At 54.8% G+C, this 18,567-nt stretch carries 14 protein-coding genes; 8 read left to right on the top strand and 6 right to left on the bottom strand.

Annotated elements, in window-relative coordinates:
- Positions 1-236: 236 nt before the first annotated feature.
- The 5 genes from PQQ86_RS25890 to PQQ86_RS25870 all read right to left on the bottom strand — a co-directional run bounded on the left by PQQ86_RS25890 (position 237) and on the right by PQQ86_RS25870 (position 8,295).
- Positions 237-4,799, bottom strand: a complete 4,563-nt coding sequence (locus tag PQQ86_RS25890; protein ID WP_408273351.1) for an NACHT domain-containing protein — start codon at positions 4,797-4,799, stop codon at positions 237-239.
- Positions 4,800-5,109: 310 nt separating this feature from the next.
- Entirely contained in the window at positions 5,110-5,532 is a 423-nt protein-coding gene (locus tag PQQ86_RS25885; RefSeq protein WP_408273348.1) for a hypothetical protein, read from the bottom strand.
- Between the two features lie 440 nt (positions 5,533-5,972).
- Positions 5,973-6,707, bottom strand: coding sequence for a lysozyme inhibitor LprI family protein (locus tag PQQ86_RS25880; protein WP_408273347.1), 735 nt, complete (start codon positions 6,705-6,707; stop codon positions 5,973-5,975).
- Positions 6,708-6,847: 140 nt separating this feature from the next.
- Positions 6,848-7,060 carry a membrane protein insertion efficiency factor YidD gene (gene yidD, locus PQQ86_RS25875; protein ID WP_408279362.1) on the bottom strand — a complete coding sequence of 71 codons (213 nt, stop codon included), beginning with the start codon at positions 7,058-7,060 and terminating at the stop codon, positions 6,848-6,850.
- A gap of 311 nt (positions 7,061-7,371) precedes the next feature.
- Entirely contained in the window at positions 7,372-8,295 is a 924-nt protein-coding gene (locus PQQ86_RS25870; RefSeq protein WP_408273345.1) for a hypothetical protein, read from the bottom strand.
- A 78-nt stretch (positions 8,296-8,373) separates the two neighbouring features.
- Between PQQ86_RS25870 and PQQ86_RS25865 the strand changes: the two genes are divergently transcribed.
- From PQQ86_RS25865 to PQQ86_RS25830, 8 genes are all read left to right on the top strand, one after another.
- Positions 8,374-9,051: a vWA domain-containing protein gene (locus tag PQQ86_RS25865; RefSeq protein ID WP_408273343.1), complete on the top strand. Its 678-nt coding sequence runs from the start codon at positions 8,374-8,376 to the stop codon at positions 9,049-9,051.
- Between the two features lie 86 nt (positions 9,052-9,137).
- A complete protein-coding gene (locus PQQ86_RS25860; RefSeq protein ID WP_408273340.1) occupies positions 9,138-9,833 on the top strand; it encodes a PP2C family serine/threonine-protein phosphatase in 696 nt (231 codons plus the stop codon).
- Positions 9,817-11,763 carry a hypothetical protein gene (locus PQQ86_RS25855; protein WP_408273338.1) on the top strand — a complete coding sequence of 649 codons (1,947 nt, stop codon included), beginning with the start codon at positions 9,817-9,819 and terminating at the stop codon, positions 11,761-11,763. The genes PQQ86_RS25860 and PQQ86_RS25855 overlap by 17 nt, the downstream gene beginning before the upstream one ends.
- A 683-nt stretch (positions 11,764-12,446) precedes the next feature.
- A complete protein-coding gene (locus tag PQQ86_RS25850; RefSeq protein ID WP_408273335.1) occupies positions 12,447-12,701 on the top strand; it encodes a DUF4236 domain-containing protein in 255 nt (84 codons plus the stop codon).
- Between the two features lie 853 nt (positions 12,702-13,554).
- Positions 13,555-13,734, top strand: a complete 180-nt coding sequence (gene yhhA / locus PQQ86_RS25845) for a YhhA family cyclophane-containing RiPP (protein WP_408273332.1) — start codon at positions 13,555-13,557, stop codon at positions 13,732-13,734.
- An 11-nt stretch (positions 13,735-13,745) separates the two neighbouring features.
- Entirely contained in the window at positions 13,746-14,867 is a 1,122-nt protein-coding gene (gene yhhB, locus PQQ86_RS25840; RefSeq protein ID WP_408273330.1) for a cyclophane-forming radical SAM/SPASM peptide maturase YhhB, read from the top strand.
- Positions 14,867-15,451 (top strand): cyclophane-containing peptide 2OG-Fe(II) oxygenase YhhC, encoded by a 585-nt coding sequence (yhhC, locus tag PQQ86_RS25835; protein ID WP_408279361.1) that lies wholly within the window; start codon positions 14,867-14,869, stop codon positions 15,449-15,451. Before yhhB ends, yhhC begins: the two co-directional genes overlap by 1 nt.
- Positions 15,441-16,304, top strand: coding sequence for an aKG-HExxH-type peptide beta-hydroxylase (locus PQQ86_RS25830; protein WP_408273327.1), 864 nt, complete (start codon positions 15,441-15,443; stop codon positions 16,302-16,304). Before yhhC ends, PQQ86_RS25830 begins: the two co-directional genes overlap by 11 nt.
- On the opposite strand, the gene PQQ86_RS25825 is transcribed toward PQQ86_RS25830, so the two are convergent.
- A complete protein-coding gene (locus tag PQQ86_RS25825; protein ID WP_408273325.1) occupies positions 16,295-18,469 on the bottom strand; it encodes an SEL1-like repeat protein in 2,175 nt (724 codons plus the stop codon). The genes PQQ86_RS25830 and PQQ86_RS25825 overlap by 10 nt on opposite strands.
- Positions 18,470-18,567: the final 98 nt, after the last annotated feature.

Genomic DNA, 18,567 nt, shown 5'->3' with positions numbered 1-18,567 from the left:
AAACCAACGAAAACCGTCGGTTCGTGCGCCGGCGAATGCGGTCATCGCAGACGACTTCGGTTCGATATTGTGACCTTCCGAAGACGACCGACCTGGCTCCTGAAAAACAGCCATTCATAACAGTCTTCAATATCCGGAAGCGTCCATACGAAAACCTCGCTGACACGGCGTGGCCGATCATTCACCGGCAGCGGTGGTGCTCCTCGATCGACTTTCTGCCCAGCTGTTGCTCACGCTTATGGCCGTTCGGCATCCTTGAGCCAGTTGTAAAAGATGTCCCCGCCGGATTGAAGCAAAGTGTCATGAACCGCAACGACGCGTCGGAGGAATTCCCCGCTATCGGATTCTTCCCGCTCTTCCGCTTCTTGAAACAGTGCGCTGAAGATGGACGGTTGAAAGAAGAATGTTCCTTCTTCTGACCAAGTAAAATCATCGAGCATCGTCTCGATGGCCGCAAGCGTTTCGTCGGGAGCATCGACAGCATTTGCTGCCAGCCACTCAAAGAAGGACGTGGCTACGGTCTGTTGCGCCGGGTTGATTCTGCTTCTATACACAAATATAGCTTGTAGCAGCGTCTGGGGCACGTAGCGCGGAGTCGATTCCGCATTGAACAGCCGGTGGTCCACTTCGTTTGCGATAATCGGTGATGATGGCGCATGTTGCAACACCCACTCAATCATCTCAAAACACGCGGCCCGGTGTTCGGCAAGTCCAGCGTTGGTGGCAAATACGCGGGCAGCACCGACCCACGCCGACTCATCTTCGATGCCCTCAAGGGACGTCTTTATATCAGTTGTAGAGACGTGTCCCGAGAGGTGCGCCAAGCATACAATATGCGCCCAGGACTCGTAAGCGCCCGCTTCACACATTACCGCGAGGTATGGATCCACTTTGTCAAAACCATGATGATAAGCATGGTAAAGGCACGATTCGGCCTCAACCCAGATTGACGGGTTGGCACCTTGGGTTGCGAGAGCGAAAAGAAGCCAACCCAAATCTGGATCCGCCTGCTGCAGTTGTGGTAGGTAACGAATGATGGCAAATCGAACACCGGCGCTTGCGTCAGCGGCAAAGCGCTGAAGCGTCGATACAAGCTCAACGGGAACGTGTTGGCCTTCTGCTGCCCATCGAGCCACGGCTTTCGCCGCTGCTTGAGCGGCGATCCCTCTTGTACTGTTTAGCGCCGTCATTGCCAAATCGCTCCCCTCCTCTTCCGGATCCTTAGACAGGGATATGCCCACAAGATGAAAGGCAAACCGGGAGAGATCAAATTCATCTTCGATGACGGCTGCCGACGCCTCAAGAGCCTCGGCAGCAGCCCGAGTACCGCGCCATGAAGCGGGATGGCGGTCGAGCTCATCCAATATCAGCTTCGCGATGACGGAGCCAGAAGGTTCTTCCGCCGGCGTCCATCCGCTGGTATTCCCGTAGTTGCCGAAGCGGTAACCCAGGTGCCGACTCACACCTGCGAGGATGGCAGCGCCGAAGCGATCGTCAATCTGTGGCCAATACCCAGCAAGCAGCGACAGGAATCGCAACGGATTCCTTGACGCGGCCTCTGACAATTGCGTCGCGATAGAATCAGGCCCTCCCATGCTAAGAAAATCGTCTCGGAAGTAACCACAACTGTATTGACGCAAGAGAAGGATGACAGCGGAGGCCGAAAGCTCAACGAAGCGTTTGTACTCAAACGGGGGGGCGACCCATCCGCTCCTGCGTTCTATCCTCGGCTTGCGATCGAAATCGCCAAACCGATCGCGCAACTGGTTTAGGTAGGCGTTAGCCCCGGAAGACCTGAGACAGGCCGGAGTCCAGTCCAGAAGATCGCGTCGCTTTCGTTGAATCCATTCGAGTGCGCTCCCTTCTTCCCCGGAACGGTCCTCGTGAAGCGTCATAATCTGAGCAAGAACCTTGTCTCCGACTTCCGGTGTAAGAAGATGAAATGACGCATTGAGCATCCGCCCGATTTCGTAGTCGGCTCCATATTCAAGCATGGATCTGTCGAAGAGAACGCTCTGGATGCTGGGAATATTCGTTTCCGGTGTTTTCCCAATGGAAAGGATCGCAATGTAGCGCAGGCCGTCGTCCGAACTCTGGAGGAGCGTATTCACATTCGCGCGCCACCATGCAGTGTCAGCCGCTGCGTGATTTAGGCAAGCGTACTCGATCGCGCCCAAAAGTACGGTCCCACCGTCCACGCGTCTCATGTCATCGTGAGCATGCGACAGTGAGTATGACGTCTCGTCTATGAAGCCGCTCCGCCATCGCGACCCACCGAAGTTTTCTGACGCGCGTGCGGTCCAGTCGTCGACGCTCTTAATCGAGAGGTTCAGCAACGTCTCTGACGAGGCCATGCGCCTCTTTAGAAACTCCCGGTCAGGACCAAGGCGATCGGGCCCGCAGCGAAGTTTCGCCCCGATTGCGCGATAGCGTACGTCCTCTGAAGTGATGTCTTGGATGATAAACCGCCAAAGGAACTCGTCGCCGTCCCCCGTTGCCTCGACCCACTTTGCGAGTTGCCGACCAAGCTGCAAACTGATTGCTGAAGGAGAGTCAATCAGCGCGCCGAGGACTTCGCCCAAGCGGGGTGCCGTCCAGTCAGTCCAATGATACATTGAACGGGCGATGATCCCGATTGCATGGTTGCGCGGCAGCCAGTTCAGCCTTAGCAGTTCCAAAAAAACTTCCACGACCTCCCGAGACGATGTCGAAACCCAAGCGCCAAGGTGGTTTCCGTATAAATCAACGCCTTCGACTGCTCTCTTCGCAATGAGATTTGGCCACCAGTTCCGCCTGAAAAAATCGAACCAATCGGCCGAGCGAGTTGAGAAATAGAAAAACTGAAAGAGCTTCGGGTGTCGGGAAATAAGGTAAGAGGCGAGGCGCCAGTCATCGTCGACTGGCGTTGTCTCAGCAAGTGACTCTGCCACGAGTCGCTTCAAATGAAAAGCGATGTCATCGGCATCAATGACAGCTCGAACCTGCGAGCGAAAGGTGCCTACATCTGTTGAGCGTAAATGAAACAGAAAGCTACGGATCGTGGGGCGCAGAAATGGTGTAGCCGCATGGACACGCACAAAGCTTATCAATGAAATGTTCGACCTGATTGCCGCGCGCACCGCGAGCACGTCGAGCAAAGTTTGATGCCCAAACTCGATAGATCTGGCTGCGTTTTCAACGATGACCCCACTACTGAGCAACGACGCTTTCATTTGTTGAGGAACGTTGGCGCTCATGGCCGAAATAGATAATCGGCGCCGCGTGAGCATCTGTTGCCCCAACGCCTCGAGAACTATCAATGCCTGCTCCCCAAGCGCAACATCTTTCGAGACAATGGTCTCGAGATACCGCTCTGTCAGCTCTTGTGACGTGGTTGCCACAGGAATTTGTCCGCCACGAACGACGTCGCTGAAGATAGCGAGCATACGTGGGTTGGTCAGAATGTCACGAAGCCGGTCATCGAGTTCTGACGAGTCGACATTCCATTCCTGCAGAAATGGCACGACATCAGTCTGCAAATCAAGCGCGCCAAGGGTCACCGTTACGTCCCACTCACGACGCTCGAGCCGACGGTCATATTTCAGATCGAAGCTTCGACACGCAACGACTACAGAAACCTTTTCGATTGTTGGCAGCCGATCGACAATTGTAAGAAAGTAATTAAGAGAGGAGTGGTCTCGGGCCAATGACAATACGTCCATTGAGTCCAGCACGACCACAACAGGCCTGTACTCGGCCATACGGGCGACAGAGTCAAGAATGCTGGAGGGCAGTCCCAAAGCGCGACGCTCTGCGTCGCTCGCCGCGTCGGCGAACTCTCGACCCTGGACAAAGATAACAGCGCGGGAGTTGTGAGTCTCGAGCTCATCGACCAGACTAAGCAGCAAACAGGTCTTTCCCGCACCTGGGCCGTCTGATACCAGGACGCGCTTTGCGCCATTGTCGATGTGTCGCAAAAGCTGCTGCAGTGATGCACGCGGTATGCGTCGGGAGCCGATTTCTCTACGCCATGCTCGGCCCACGGCAGACACCTGTTTGAACTCCTGTAGCAGGTCCGCTTCTGCACGCGGTGGCGTATGTACCGCGCCCGCCTTACTAATAAGCTGCGAAAGCGCCTCTTTTGTGAGAGCCGACGCCGCATTGACTGTGGCGGGATCCCCACTCGTCCGACTTTTGAGCCGGCCCAGATGCGCGCACAATGCGTTGTAAACGTGCTCGGCCTGAGTAACACTCATTCCCAGATCACGCCTAATCTGATTGGCAAGAGATAATTGCGAAGGCGTAACCTCGAAGGAAGTACGTCGGAGAAGATTGAAAAGAGTGTTGCTGCCAGTGTCAATCCAATCCGACCATAGCGCGGTAAGTTTGCTGACAATTGGTGCCAGGGATTTGTTACTGGTGAGGCTCTTCTGAAACGCGCTGTTGTCCGAAAAAGAGTTCGAGTGCTCTTTTAGCTTTTGAAGCTGGCCGAACGGCACGGCGGAGAAGAAAACTACCCGTCCTTGATTGTCACGGATAAGCTGCTTCGCCGTTTTCTTCAGGTCGTCAGCAAGGTCTCCGATACCCCATGAATCGAAATCTATTTGATTCTTCTTGCACTGACAGTACGTTTTAGTCCCGTCCTTGTGTGTAATCACAACATCGTCAACAGTGACAAACTCGCCCGACGCATCTAGCTCCGTCGAGTCAATGCCCACGCTCTCAATATCGACGCCAGTCAGCATCTTCAATACCCATTGAGCGGCAATCAGAATCTCATAGCTATCGCCACGGCTTGAGCGAACGCTTGCCAAGCTCATAGAACACCTCGGATATCTCTCGTTATTGGGTGCGGTGCGCACTGGCGCCGCCGTATCTTCATTGCGCGTGAGAGTATGTTATCGCGAGTTACAGGTTCGAAGGTATTCGGCGCTAGATCCGATTGGTAATACTGTGACTGAACCGTCGGCGGGCGCCGCCACGCAACCCTACATGCGCGAAACGTGTGCGTCGAATTGTCCGGTCTCGTTGACCTAATCATGTGTTCGAAGAGCGCGTCGCGCAACGCTGTGGACCTCGGATCGTGCGTCATGCGAACCTTTTCCTACCCGAGATTGCGCAACGCACGCGTCAACTTTTGGTGTGCTGCTTGCAATTGGATAAAGGCGTAAGGCAGGTTTCTGTCAATGATTCTGCGGTCTCGCCCATCTGACGGTCGAGGTCTGGGATGCGAGATGCCATTTCTTCCAGCGCGGCCCTGCGCTCGATCGCAACCTGCAACTCTGACGAAGTTTGTTCAACCTTCCGCTCCGCGTCAGTCAGGTCCTTCTCCAGTTGCACGACTTGCTCAGTTAGAGATCTAACGAGCTGCTGCTTCTGGGCTTCACTAGCCGCGACAACTCTCAGTTCATCCGCACTGCTCCGCACCTGTTCACTCAGCGTCCGAATCTCTGCCTCAAGAACTGGGACTCGTGAAGACCGCTCAGCCAACCTCGCCTGCTCATCGCGAACAGCAAAAAGTTCCTCGCGCAAGGTGTTGGCTTGATGTTCCACCTCATCCCTCGACCCGCGGGCTAACCTCAAGTCGTCCCCCGACGCCCGGAGTCTCTCTTCTAACTGAGCAATTTGAATCTGCGACTCCGATTGGCTACGGACAACCGCTGCCTGCACGTGCATGGCCTCACCGCTCCGTAATAGCACCCATGCCGCCACCGCACCGAGAATCAAACTTACTACCGAAATCGCAAACCCAGCAGCTGTCTCCATCACGCCCCCAGAATCTGTTTTTTGCGAGGAAATTTACCCTGCTACCCATAGCCACGCGCAAGTAAAGGCGGATTGTCATCTGGGTGCGATGCGCGTTTTCACGTCACGCAACGCTGTTCGGGCTCGGCAATCACCTTACCTGCAGAACTGATTCCCTGCTTCCAGAGTATTTCGCGGCAATCGGACACCTCGTCACGTCGCGACGTTCGACGCCAAGACATACAGGTCTAGCCGTCTTTTCGGTACCGAGAGTGAAGATTAGCTATCCGTGCATCAAACGCCTCGGTCAGGCACGTCATGTCCGAACAGCTTTTGGTGACTTGATCGACCCAGTTCTGCTGTTCAATACGCACTCCGATGTCTTTCCCGCCAATGCGGCCCTGCGCCGCCTCGTACTCTTTCAGTTCACGGTCGTAGGCCGCCGCGAGGGTTGCGCTTTTGCATATGTTGGCACCGAAAAACGTCCCATCGTCGGTGCAACTGACGCTCTCCTGACCGGACTGCAGTGAAGCATCTGGTACCTGTGCAATCGAGACCGACTCCGAAGCGAGAGCTGGGGCGACACTTTCGGGAGCGACCACTCGCTCGTTCGAACCGAGCGCAACTCCGCTGTCAGACTTTTTCTCCGCTTGTTGAGGGTCAAGAGCGACAACGGGATTCGACACTTCTGCCTGTGAGGCAGCGACCACCTCAGGCTGCGAGGCAACATTGTCAACCTGAGTAGTGGACAATGTACGCTCAGAAGGCGAACTTAAGCTGACAATGGCTGAAGCTACAATACAAATCCCTATGCCGTACAGAATACGCTTGCCTGCACGACCAAAGTTCCTGTTATCTGGCTCGTTATTTTTATAGCCTGTCTTGAAGCGCCGGTCGACTTTTCGAGTATCGAAAAAGCCTCCAACACCTATCAATCCGGTGAGCACGCCAACAAGAAACAGCCCGACCCCGAAGTTGCTCATTTTTTGTTTGCTTTAGAGAACTGTGACCAAAAAGTCAGAAGTTCCAAAGGTTGTGAATGGCAGATTCAACCGCTCGCTTACCGCCTGACGGGCCGCTTTGGAACGAGCGACTCCTAAAATTCTGCAGCCTCATGGCTCGTCTATCCCGCCATTCGGTTCAGCACCTGGCGATTCGTTGCAACGCCTTCATCCACCCGCGAAAAGGTCCATATTTGCGATATCGCGTGCAGCGTATATTCCGAACAAGTCGGCTCGAAAACGCAAGCGTCTCGAAGTGCAACCGGAGCAAACCTCCGATAGACACCGATTACCGCCTCGCTCGCGCTAATCAGGCTGCCGGAAGGTAACGACATAGTCTGTTGGAGACTGCGCCTTGCGACCAGACAATGCATCAAAGCATCCAGGCTGGACGTCCACTCCAATGCTATCGACGCGATAAAATTCCCATCCATCTCGCGCGTACTCGTTGACAACCCCCTCCGGGTAGGCGGCGGCCTCATTACCTCTATGCTCGCGTGTACGGACCGCAATGTTTGGAGGAACCTGAACCATCTTGTATTCGAACGCCATACATCCTCACAGGACTTAATGCCTGCTTGACGACAGTTGCGTCAAGAACTTTAGGTCTTCGACACAACATTTCTATCGGTGCGAGACAAGCACATCACAGCATCGGTAGGCGATTGGCTGCAAATCCCTCGTAGCACTGGTATCGCTCTTGCGATATAACTGGGTACTTTTCACACTCTGCTGCCGTCGACTGCTCATACGCCTGCTCGGAAGACAGAAGTTCCGGCGCGCCGCCGGGCCCCCCTGCTGCTTTCAGGCGCTTCAGATACAGGTTGTGCTCGACGCCTTGCACACTTCCACGCTTGTATTCAGCAGATGTGTTGAATTTCAGCAAGGAAGAAACAATCTTCTGGGTACCAACCAGCGCATCCTCGTTATTCGCAGTACAGTACAGAACCGTCGTTGGCCTGTTCGCTGCGAGCAGAAACGCGTAGACACACGATTGCGGTTTAGCAGCGGCGAATGCTGAAGGCGCTGCAGCGGAGCCACGGATAGCTACGGCTCCCGACAAGTCGCCGGGCGCGAGAAGCGCAGCGCTGGTAAACCCTGCCTTGGTCACCAGATTGGCTTCATTTCCCAGTTTGCGTGTCAAAACATCGACCGGCATCCCACGCAGTGATTGGATCACACTGTCGAACCAGGTCAAAGGCACGAAGCGGTCGCGTTGGCTGACAATCCGAATTTGCCAGATGGACGTATCAGAGGTTCCCACAACTGGTTGGCACATGCTGACTTCGTCGTCAGCAGGGCTCGGCAACATGCAAGTCGCATTAATCCCGTAAGACGGCAGATTTGCCTTTAGCCGCAAGGGGCCAATTTTTAACGTTTGCAACTTCCATACGGCAGCGGGAACAGACTCAGGCTCGGCCGGTTGCGGCACCGCTGTCGCCGGCGCACTTGCGATATCGAGCGGCGCAGCGACGTCAGATGACGTGTGTTTGTTAGCCCCGGATACGAGCACGCCCGTTGCAACAGCGAAGACCAAACCTAAATAAGCTGGAGCTTTACTTGTGGACATGATTCTTGGATTATTATCTCAGGCTTAAATACTAACGCGCGGTTCCGAGCTTAGCCAGCGCCGCATAGCGAGAAGACCATGACTGAGAACAATGACTTTGCTACGCAGGTAGCATTCGGCACAGACAATTTCGCCGAGAATCCTGAGCAACGCTGTCCCTGCGTGCTTGTCCTCGACCGTTCAGGCTCCATGGGTGGAGAGCCAATCGCTCAACTCAATGCTGGCCTGACGATTTTCAAAGATGAGCTGGCCGCAGACTCTCTCGCGATGAAGCGGGTTGATACGGCAATTGTCACATTCGGCCCAGCCACACTCGAAATGCCGTTCCACACTGCACCGAATTTCTTCCCTCCCACTCTGACGGCCCATAACGATACGCCAATGGGCTCTGCTATCAACCTCGCGCTGGACACGCTCGAGGCGCGAAAAGCTGAATACAAAGCAAACGGTATCTCCTACTACCGCCCATGGGTGTTCCTTATCACCGACGGCGGTCCGACGGATGCCTGGCAATCAGCTGCGGCCCGCGTTCGAGAAGGTGAAGCCTCAAAGAAATTCGCCTTCTTCGCGGTGGGAGTACAGGGCGCGAATATGGATATACTCGCCCAGATTTCGACTCGTCAGCCATTGACGCTTCAAGGATTGAAATTCCGCGAACTTTTTCAGTGGCTGTCCGCATCGATGGCAGCCGTGTCCCGCTCAACGCCGGGCACTGAAGTACCACTCGCAGCTCCCACGGGTTGGGCCTCAGTGTGAGCTGGCGAGTCATTGGCGCTTCCGTTGTCGGCAGTTCGCATGTCCAAACGTCAGCACCGTGCCAGGACAGTTGTTTCTACCATGTTGTGAATGATGCAAGCGGCGCCATTTTTCTGGTCGCTCTCGCGTCTGACGGGGCTGGAAGCGCACAGTTCGGAGAGGTAGGAGCTGAGATTGCTTGCGAAACCAGCGGAAGACTTCTTATAAAAGCGGTCGAGGCTGCAGGCGAAGCGGGTCTGAAGACAGATTTGGTTGCCGAGTTACTTGAGAGTGTACGAGCAGATATCGCCAATGCTGCGACCGCTCGAAACGTAACCACGCGCGCGCTAGCGTGCACGTTGCTCGGCGCAGTCATTGGACCAACACGGGCACTCTATTTTCAGGTCGGTGACGGAGCAATCGTCGTGCGGCATGAAGGTACACTTGCGCCGGTTTTTTGGCCCGAGTCTGGCGAGTACGCAAACATGACCTATTTCGTCACGGATGCCGATGTGCACGACCATTTGCGCGCCGAAGTCAGGTGCACGACCGACGAGGCCGCTCTGTTCAGTGACGGCTTGCAGCGCCTTGCTCTGGTGTTCTCCAGCGAAACAGCGCATGCGCCGTTCTTTGAACCTATGTTCAAGTCTCTACGGACGTCGACAGACGAACAGACCGACTCGCTGTGTGCGGCACTCGAACGTTTTCTGGGTAGCGATGCGATAAACGAAAGAACCGACGACGATAAGACGCTGATTCTTGCCACACGTGCGCTGGGGGCAACCGATGTCCGTGGCGTTTGACGAACAGGGGAACCAGCTCAAGCTCGGCAAGAAGCTGGGGCAAGGCGGTGAAGGTGCTGTCTTCGATGCGATACATAACGGCGAGAACGTGGCCGCCAAGATGTATTCCCACGCTCTCGATGCGGACCGGCAGGCAAAGCTACGCGCGATGGCGCAGGTGGGCGACACCTATCTGAAGCAGATCGCAGCGTGGCCGATTAACGTTCTCCTAGCACATAAGCCAGGGCCGGTAGCCGGGTTCACTATGCCAAAGTTTTCAGGCTACGAACCCGTGCACCAACTGTACGGCGTTGCGAGTAGACGGCAGACATTCCCAAAAGTCGATTTCTCGTTTCTAGTCGGGACAGCGAGGAACATCGCCGCAGCGTTCGATGCAATACACGCGCATGGACACGCGATTGGGGACGTCAATGAAAACAATATCATTGTCAGCCACCAAGGGACCGTCAAGCTACTCGACTGCGACTCGTTTCATGTCAACACGGCTTCAGCCAGCTTCCCATGCACAGTGGGGGTTCCTCACTACACTCCGCCGGAGTTACAGGGGCTGGGCTCATTTCACGGCGTAACCCGTACTGCGAATCACGACAACTTCGGGCTGGCCGTCCTGATTTTCCAGTTGCTATTTATGGCGCGGCATCCCTTCTCCGGGATTCCCAAAATATCCGGCGACCTCCCGTTGGAACGGTCGATTAAGGAGTTCCGCTTCGCGTATGGCGCTGACAGGCTCGCTCGATTGAACGATATGCCGCCGAGAGCGCTAGGGTTGGAATATCTGCCACCAACCATGGGCGACCTCTTCTGGCGCGCCTTTACTGAAGTAGGTGCGAAATACGGCCGCCCCAAGGCGAAAGAATGGGTTGCCGCTCTGGACGGGCTATTGCACTCGTTGCGTTCATGCAGCACAGAGCCTCGTCACAAGTACCCTGGACACCTAAACACCTGCGTCTGGTGTGAGCGGGATAGACTCGGAACACCCTACTTCACACCGGCATCGGCCACCGGTGCAACCATAAACTTTCAGGTTGCGGGCGCGAACATTGCCGCTCTCTGGTCGCAAATTCAGGCCCTAAGTGCGCTACCTTCGCTATCGGCCTACAACCCACCGCCCTTCAACCTGACGGGGCGGCCCCCGCCGACATCCGTAAGCAAAGGCGTTACGAAGACGCGACTGACCTACGCCGCTATCTGTCTCCTCGCGTTTTTGATGTCGCTGGTTGTCCCTAAACTGTGGCCGCTCTGGTTTGTATTGGGGGCATTTGCCATCCATGGTGTAAAACCGGCCACACCAATCGAGCTCATCACGCGAAGGAGCGTTGTCGAGAGTACAAAGCGCGCATACGAGCAGGCACTTTCCGACTACGAAAGCTTGCGCTCTGACCGGCGACTTTCGGATAGGGCGCGGTCAGCAAGCCAAATCAAGGCTCAACTGGATGACCTGCCGCAAGTGCTCGCGCGCGAGATGAAACAACTGCAGGCATCGATAGTCGCCCGGCAGTTGCACGATTTCCTCGATCGTCATCTCATTCATTCTGCAAAGATTGCGGGCGTGGGTGAGCAGCGCAAGCAAACCCTCGTCTCGTTCGGCATCGAATCTGCGGCAGATATTTCAGCAGCCGCTGTCGCTGGCATTCCTGGCTTTGGCACCGGACTTACGGCAAATCTGCTGGCATGGAAGCGCAGTATCGAACAGCGATTTGTTCCCACTGCCGGTGCAGCTCCGACGCAGCAGGACATTAACGCGGTGAATTCCAAAGTCGCGTCGATGCGCAACAACCTCGAACAACAACTCAGAGATGGGGCACGGCAACTGCAGGACCTTCGCAACGAAATAATTGGGCGACAGAACAACGCCAAGGGAGCACTGGAAGCAGCTTCGCATGCACTCGCCCAAGCAGAGGCGGATCTCGCCGTCATGCAGGCGCGCTGATGAAAAGCATACTTAGGCCGAAGTTGTACGCCTCTTTTAGCCTGTCATTGGCCGGCCTGCTGGTTTTAAGTGCAACTTATGGCCAAGCGCAAGAGGCACCCATTCAGATCGACCAGTTTCTAAATGCCTTTCGCGGGAAGCCGGTTGGACCTGTTGCGCCCCCTCCGGCGAATGCATCGCCGATGACGTCGCTGCCACAATCTCCAAGCCAAGCACAATCGTTGCCGACTGCCGCTGGGCAAAACACATCTGCAAGCAGCCAGTCCTTATGCCCACCAGGTGTCGACCGCATTGGGTGCACGAATTCCGTCAATCAACGCGCACGACCGGACTGCCCTGCAGGAATGGCTGCCGGGCCATCGGGATGCGTCCCGATGGCAATGCCCGCCAACGCCCATCGAGTCTCGACAGACGAGCAATGGCAATGCGACGACGGATTTCTGCGATTCGGGGCAGTATGTATGTCGATGCAGAACACGCCGTCCAACGCGCATTTGACCGGTGTTGGCTCGAACTGGGACTGCAATACAGGTTTCAGACGCATGGGTAACACATGTGCTGCCATCAGCTTGCCACCTAACGCCCACCTAGCCAACACATGGAACGGATGGGAGTGTGACTCAGGCTTCAGAATGATTGGCAACTGGTGCGTCGCTCAATAAAAAGGTATCGGGGCGAATTCAATGGGACCGAGCTACAGGAAATCGCTATCCGCTGGACCATTCCGCTTTAATCTATCTGGCGCCGGCATCGGCGTGTCCGTCGGGTCCCGGGCTTTTGCATCGGAACAGGTCCGCGGGGGCAATTACGTGTCGATATCGAAGGGCGGTTTCACCTACCGAGCTAAGGTCGCACAGGATTTGTGCGCTGATCATCGAGATCGGTGGCGAAAAGTTCATACTCGAAACGCCATTCCTCGGCGCGATCAGAACCAGTGAGCTAGGTCCTGCGACCGGAACGCTCAAGCCCGAACAGAGTCGGGTTCTGGCCGCACTCGATCGTCTGTTCGGCGCTTACTGGTCAACCTCGGCCGGAAATTACACCGCTCATGTCAAACGCACATATCAACGGCCGGAATCGAGCTGACGATCACCTGTCGCGTTCGGCTCGTACTCGAGCCTGAACTGCCGTTCGGACGCTTGCTACCGCAACGACTGCTTCCGAAATACAACGGCCGTTCCTTCTTCTGTTTCGTGCGGCGTGTCATCAGCGATTGCCCTCATTCAAGTATCGGCGTTGGTCAGGCGGTTATGGATTGCTTTCCTGACATTCGAAGGTCGACGGTCGTGAATGACCGGCCTGACCGAAACCGGATGCGTACTCTCGACCCGATGCCATCAAGTTCACCGTGGCGCCGATGACCGCCGCTCTCAAAGTTTAGTTGTCGTTTTCATGCACAAGAGCGCTTGCCGCTGGTCGGTGCGAAACGTTTCATTCGCGACTACAGACCCCGGGAGGCACGGCGGAGGATCGTCATGTAAGGCCTTACTGGGAGGGTGAGTGACGGGGCCGCTAGGTAAGGTACGCCCCTCCCCCAAAACCTACGTTTCAGGGAAGACGGCAGGCTATTTCCTCTCTTGGGCCGTCAGAAAGTCGGAACGAGATTCCTATTTTAAAAAATAGACGATTCTAAGTTGTTGATTACATTGATTTTTAAAATCAAAGAATACGATCGGTCAATGCGTCGAAAGATACATAACTCTTTGATTTTAATCAATAAAAAAATACATTGCCGCATCAAATAGATAAGCTATAATAGGCTGAACATTCACCAGCCCCTTGGGAGCAACTATGTCTTTTGATGAACTGCGCGCAGCGACCTCGGCAGAGGCTTCGACTCATGCCGCTTTTGAAGTCGATGTGACGAGACTTTCGAGCGCAGTGCTGGCTCGGCTTGTGAATGAAGTGAAGAACGACGACGTTATGGCGACCCGGTCATACGACCGGGTTCACAATCGTCACAACCGTTAATTCGACTACACGTGCAGATCGACACCGTACTAGTAAAAGTAGCCAGCCGCTGCAATATCAATTGCAGCTACTGTTACGTTTACAATATGGGGGACGACGGCTGGAAGGATATGCCGAGCCTGATGTCCCGCAATACGGTCGGCGCGCTGTCTAAGGCGCTCGGTCAGTTGTCGCAAGATCAGGAGCGGCCGTTTGCCACAGTGTTCCATGGCGGTGAACCGTTAATGCTTGGTCCACGGCGGCTGGAATTTCTCCTCCAGTCGCTTCGGTCGGCTTTGCCGACCAGCTATCCGCTTTGCATGCAAACAAACGGCATGCTCATCACTCGCGAGATACTGGATCTTTGCGCAAAACATGGCGTCTCGATCTCAGTGAGCCTTGATGGACCGAAAGCAATTAACGACCGCTTTCGCCTCGACAAGCGGGGACAAAGCACGCACGCGCGCGTAGTGGCGGGCATTGAGCTTCTAAGAACACATCCTTCTTCGAGCCTGTTATACGCGGGTCTGCTTTGCGTGATAGACCCTGCTTCCAGCGCACGATTGACGTACGACTACTTCAAGAGCTTGAGAGCGCCTTCGGTAGATTTTCTATATCGGGACGGCAATCACTCGGACCTGCCTTTCGGGAAGTCTTCGTTTGAGTCTACCGAATATGCAGACTGGCTTTCCGAGCTCCTCGATGTATATCTGAGCGACGCTAACCCTCCGAAGATCCGATTTCTTGACGACATTATCAAACTTTGCCTCGGCGGTCGGGGCATCAAGGAAGGACTTGGGCAGCAGGAGTACGGAATTGCCATTATTGAAACGGACGGAACAATTACCAAGAACGACACACTCAAGAGCAGCTTCAATGGCGCAGACCGCTTCATCCAAAATTGGTCTGTTCACAATGATCGACTTTCAGAAGTGTTCGAGTCGGCCGAATTCAAAGGCTATCATGCGATTCAGAATCCGACGTCAAGCTCTTGCCAAGCTTGTGAGTATCTGAAAATTTGCGGGGGAGGCATGCCGTTGCACCGCTGGAAGGAAGGAGCGGGCTTCGATAACCCCTCGGTCTACTGCTCCGATCAGAAAGTAATTATCGGAAAAGTTATTGGCCGCCTCAAGGCTGAAGGTTTAGTGCATTGATGCTGAACTCGTTTGCGCAACCGTTACAAACAAAGCCCTTTCCATACTTCGCGTTGGCGGAAGCGCTTTCCCATCAAGCCAGCCTCGATGTGTTGCGTTGGCTGGAAGAAGACGCTCCTTGGCGACTTCGCATCGCTGACTTCTACGAGCAGTATGAGTTCAGTTTTCTGGACGCAGATCTGCCGCCTGATATCAGCAAAGTGTTTGGCCGGTCGGCATTGGAAACATTGAAAGCCGAACTGGAGCAGACGTTCACCGTCAGGCTCGCCGATAAAATCGACATAACCGCACACAAGCTGGTCTCGGGACAGAAGATCAAGGTTCACAATGACTTCATTGCTGGTCAGGAATCACACCGGGTACTGATTCAGCTTAATCGGGGGTGGAGTGAAGAGAACGGTGGTGTACTGATGTTTTTCAACAGTGACGATGCACGCGACATCCACGGTGCATTTCTCCCGGCCCATAACACGTCGGTTACCTTCGAGATCTCCCCACGATCGTTCCATGCAGTATCAGCAATCTCTTCCGGGCATCGTTACACTTTAGTGCTGTCGTTCTACAGAGCGGATCATGACGGTTGACGGTTCGTTCGTCGTTTGCGCTCGCCTTCTAGATAGTCGTGGCGATCTTTGGTGGCCGAGTCTGACGGATTTTTTGGTCAAAACTCGTCTGGATCGACCTGTTTGCGAGCGGTCTCCGTCGTGCACCCAGTACACTACGTCCCGATTCCTAACTGGGGATGCCGACGCGGATTCTGACACGCTCTGGGTCACCCCTGCAGTGCCTTTCCCTGGGCCACGCCTGCGAATCGAATGTCTTTCGAGCAACGCGGCGCTGCACCCCCTAGTTACTGGTCGCGATCTTGCGCGCAGCGACGAAATCAGGCAACCAACCGTACTCGGTGCAGTTTCCAGGGCATCTGCGCTGATCGGGTCGATCCCATCATTGGCCGCAAGCATTGAACGTCTGGCGCTTAGCATTCATATCGTTCGGCAGGATGACCCGGCGTATGACGTGAGCTTCAGCGAGCCTTACATTCCGTTTTCCATATTTGTATCGATACCAGGCGACTCATGGAAGGCGGCCGCGCGCGTCGCTGAAGCAATTATTCATGAGGCTATGCATCTTCAGTTGTCGCTGGTAGAACAGTTGGTCCCGCTTGCCCAAGAGTCAGCCGAGCAGCAGTATTCACCATGGAAACGGGAAGCTCGTCCAGTCTCCGGATTGATCCACGCGTTGTACGTGTTCGCGGTCATCGATGGCTGGCTTGCACTTCTCTCCCCTTCGTGGTCAATTGCCGATTACGTTCGAAGCAGGCGAGAACAGATTGTCCGCGAAGTCGCCGAAATCGACTTTTCGGCGTGCGAAGCCGGAGCGACGCAAGAAGGACAAGCGCTCATCAACACGATTGCGAGGCGCTTCAATCACCGATAAGCCACCGTAGAGGCACCGACAGTACAGGCACTCCAATTGTGACTTGCAAGTCTGTGACGAATGTCGATCATTGCTACTAGGGAGTTTTCGACTTTCGGGCCAACAATGATTTTCGATCCCTGCTCGTGAAACAAAAACGCAGGCGTTTCTACGAAAAGCTTCGAAAATCCGCCATCTACAGCCTGTCGCTGAAGTTTCGGATCGCCTAACGCTCTCGCCTCGATGGCACGAACTTCACATTCGTTGGCGTAATTCCTGTCTTTGTACAGGTAAAGCAGTTCGCTCACAATGAGGGCTGCGATTCTTCGAATCTCGTCCTTCAGGCCAATCCTGTGCTTTTCCAACTTATCCATTTGCTGCCGAAGCCGCTTTAGCGGTTCTCTCAACGTATCTAATGCAGCAGTCGCATCGCGATCCTCGTACAGTACCCTGTACAAGGTAAGCCTTGACGCGACCGCCGCCTCCTTCGTCCAAGGACCCCGTATCATCCCTGCCGCCGAGCTGTCTCCGAATGCAGAGAAGGGAGTTACCACGCCAAACCCCCTGCCGTCCCGGCCATAGAAGCGCCAAAGATCAAGGTTATCGCACTGTCGCGAGAAACAACCTATGAAGACGTGAAACTCCTTTGCTTCCCAACTTATTGGCAAGTACGTTCCGCTCTCTGTTGGAAGAAAGTCTTGCAACGGATCGTCGAGAGTCGATCTAGAAAACGTCTGTAGACGTGTTCCTTCTTTCGGATCATTCACATACGCAGTGCTATACAGTCGAATAAAATTCTTTTTCTCGTTCCGGTCACCAGCCAACATACTTGTCAACGCGACCGCGTCGGTGTAATGGGCAAGACCGTCACGGCAATCATCCTGGTTTAGAACATGCCTCGTTTTTCGTATCGTATCGACGGTCTGCCAGAGTGACTGCAACAAGGTGAGCGTAGACGCGAAGAGTCGCTTCGGAAGATCACAGTTCCCGAGGGCACGCGCTATTAAGCCTTTCATGCTGTTTGCCGCAACTGCCATCTCCAACGATTGAGAGAATCCAAACTGATCCCCGGCGTGGTAACACAGGACCGCGTACTCATAAGCGGCCTCACCGTGTCCTGCTGCGGCAGATTTCTTCAAGTAGTATCGATATTTCGAACGATTTTTCGGAGTGCCGATACCTTCTTTGTACGCAAGTGCGATGCTGTACAACGCGTCGGCGAGCACCTCCGGAACATCATCGTCTGCCAGAAACGCTTCATCAACGGCCGCGTCAATTTTCAACAGCCACTCAAGGTACTGGACCCGTCGATTCGACTTCACATCTCCGCGCTTGTTCTTAAGATTCGGAAGCTTCTCTAGCATGATTTCGGGAAGCTTTTGGCCGCATTCCATTCCGTACTCCCTCGCGAGGTCAATCGCTTCCGCCGCGGCGGCTGCGGCGTCCCTGCTGAATTTAGACGCCTCTCTATGTTGTCCGCGCATACGATATGCTTCTGCAAGCATCGCGAGCGCTTCGGGACGGTCCTCAATCGTCAATTCCTGACTGTAATCGCCCTTCGAACTCACGCGCGCAGCCAGCCACTGTTTCGAAGCAGCGCCTACGGCACGCTGGGACCATTCCAGAACCTTATCGAGGTCTTTTTCAATACCGTTACCGTCGCGATACTGGCGAGCAAGTCGGACCATCGCGGCGGCGGCTCCGGCGTCTGCCATTTTCCGCGTCCATTCGACCGATTTTTCAACCGAGAATTGCCCAAATTCCGGCTTGAGATGCGCCTCGGCTAACTGAAACATTGCTTCAGTTCGCGACGTGGAGTCAGATGTCGAAGCGGCCTTCACCATCCAGTCCCAAAATCCCGCAACGTCACGCTCCGTTCCCGCGCCGTCGCGATATGCCATTGCGAGATCGAAATAAAATTCCGCGTCGTCGCCCTTTGCTGCCTTACGAATCCATTCAAATGCTGCGGACTCGCTGGGCTCAACGCCTTCTCCTTTTTGATAGGCATCGACTACACTATGGACCGCATCCCGAACGCCAAGTAGCGCCGCATTTCTTGCCCACTCGAACCTGTCGACTTCGGTAGCCAATTGATCGATGACGAGGTTGTAAAGATCCGCACGTTCAGTAGCCGCCGCCGCCGCTAGCTCATTCATCCAGTTTTCCATATTCTTGCCGGCCGTCATGTGCACTAACTCGCTCGATTTGCCGCGCGCCAAGCGCCTATACGTGCGCAGATAATAGCGGGTTTTCGATAAGCACCAACTATCTACCTGCGAGATTA

The organism is Paraburkholderia sediminicola (assembly GCF_046026675.1).
GTDB classification, from domain to species: domain Bacteria; phylum Pseudomonadota; class Gammaproteobacteria; order Burkholderiales; family Burkholderiaceae; genus Paraburkholderia; species Paraburkholderia sediminicola_F.
The sequence above is the reverse complement of the archived record's forward strand: the minus strand, read 5'-3'. Positions and strand labels throughout refer to the sequence as shown.